This window comes from Frankia sp. CcWB2, from assembly GCF_977927585.1.
Genome location: NZ_CDWRCM010000136.1, coordinates 3,460 through 5,018, shown reverse-complemented (window position 1 = coordinate 5,018; position 1,559 = coordinate 3,460). Strand labels below are relative to the sequence as shown.

At 64.8% G+C, this 1,559-nt stretch carries 2 protein-coding genes; one reads left to right on the top strand and one right to left on the bottom strand.

Annotated features, from left to right (window positions below; all coding sequences use genetic code 11):
* The first annotated feature begins 394 nt into the window (after positions 1-394).
* Complete coding sequence (locus ACY45C_RS14650) at positions 395-1,000, top strand: class IV adenylate cyclase (protein WP_462188161.1); 606 nt, start codon at positions 395-397, stop codon at positions 998-1,000.
* Here ACY45C_RS14650 and tmk read toward each other — a convergent pair.
* On the bottom strand, positions 922-1,559 hold a 638-nt coding region (tmk, locus tag ACY45C_RS14645), incomplete at its 5' end, for a dTMP kinase (protein ID WP_462188160.1). The two genes, ACY45C_RS14650 and tmk, sit on opposite strands and share 79 nt — an antisense overlap.

Below are 1,559 nucleotides of genomic sequence, written 5' to 3'. Positions count from 1 at the left end.
ACACCCGGACACCACCATCCGGTCAATGGATTAAATCAACGTGCTTTAGGGGACGTAATGAAGTAACAAATATGTGATCGAGAGCATCATCGCAGGTCACAGGCCTGTGGAGGGTTCGAAACGCGCAAGTTATTTCATTTCGACTCCTTAATGCCCATCGCAGGGCAATCAAGAAAACTGCGAAACTCTAGTTGTTCACTAAGCCAATTATATTGTGAGCGCTTAGGTTGCCGCAAGACAGCTACCCCGCGCGCCAAGTTATTCCACACACAACCAGCTGGGGACGGTTATCAAGCTGGTCCAGCATTGACCGTTCCCCTCGGGCTCCCTCATAGGCAGCATCGGGGTTCCGTTACAATTTTTCCTGCTACCTCATGACCTATAGGGAGACGTTGTGCGCGAGGTTGAAGTCAAGTATTCCGTGTCGGACCTGGAGGCAGTGCTTGGCGCGCTCAGTGGGCGGGGTATCAACCTCGGCGAGGCGGTGTACCAGGACGACCAGGCCTTCGCCCCGCTCGGCTGGTCCTTCGGAGACAGCAAGCTTGGCGTGTCATTCCTGCGGCTGCGCACGGTGAACGGCCGCCACTGGTTCGCCCTCAAGCAGCCGGGCGCCAACGCCCAGGACTGCTTGGAGTACGAGACGGAAGTGGCAGACCGCCAGCAGATGCACGAGGCGATCCTTCGCATGGGCTACTGGGCGACGGTCCGGGTTGCCAAGTTCCGGCGGACCGGCCGGCATGGCGAGGTTTCGTTGTGCCTGGATGAGCTGGAAGGGGTCGGGACGTTCCTGGAGCTGGAACGCATGGTGCCCGACGACGCGCCGGCCGCCGCCGTGCAGGAGGAGTTGGCGGCCTTCGTGGCGTCGCTGGGGGTGGAAGCCGTACGCACGGTGGAGACGTACGACTCCTTGGTATGGGCCGCTCAAGAAGCGGTACGGGTGCCCTCCAGCCGGGAGAGCACAGACGCCGCCAGTACGGCGGCCACTTCCTCCCCCGTCTGAGCCCCGATGTCGTGGCACAGCACGGCGTAGCCGGCAGCTTCCAGCTCGGCGGCAACAGTCCGGTAGGCATCTGCTTCGGCTGCACCGGCCTCCGGGCCGCCGCGGTGGAAGCGGCTGTAGAGGCCGCGCGGGGCCGCCCGCTCGCGGGAGCGGACGGGGCCGCCCGCGAGGATGACCGTCAGATCGGGCCGGTCGGCCGCGGCCGCCAACGTCCATAGGAAGTCGGCGGGCACGCCGTCGAGGCCTTGAAGCACCAGGGAAGACGCCGCATATCGGTCGCACACCACGACAGTGCCAGCTGCCAGTGCCGGGCGGATCTCCATTTCAAGGTGCTGGTAGCGGTCGGCCGCCACCAGGCAGGCGAGGGTGATCCCCTGGTAGTCGTCAGTACCGAAGCGGGTCAGGCTGCCCAGGGGGCTGGCGGTGGGCTCCTTGGTCGCCAGCACCGGCAGCCCGGCGCCGGCGAGTTGCCGGGCCAGGGCGGCCGTGACCGTGCTCTTGCCGATGCCGCTGGGGCCGTCGATGGCGAGGAAAAAGCCGGTAGTCATCGGCGGACGCT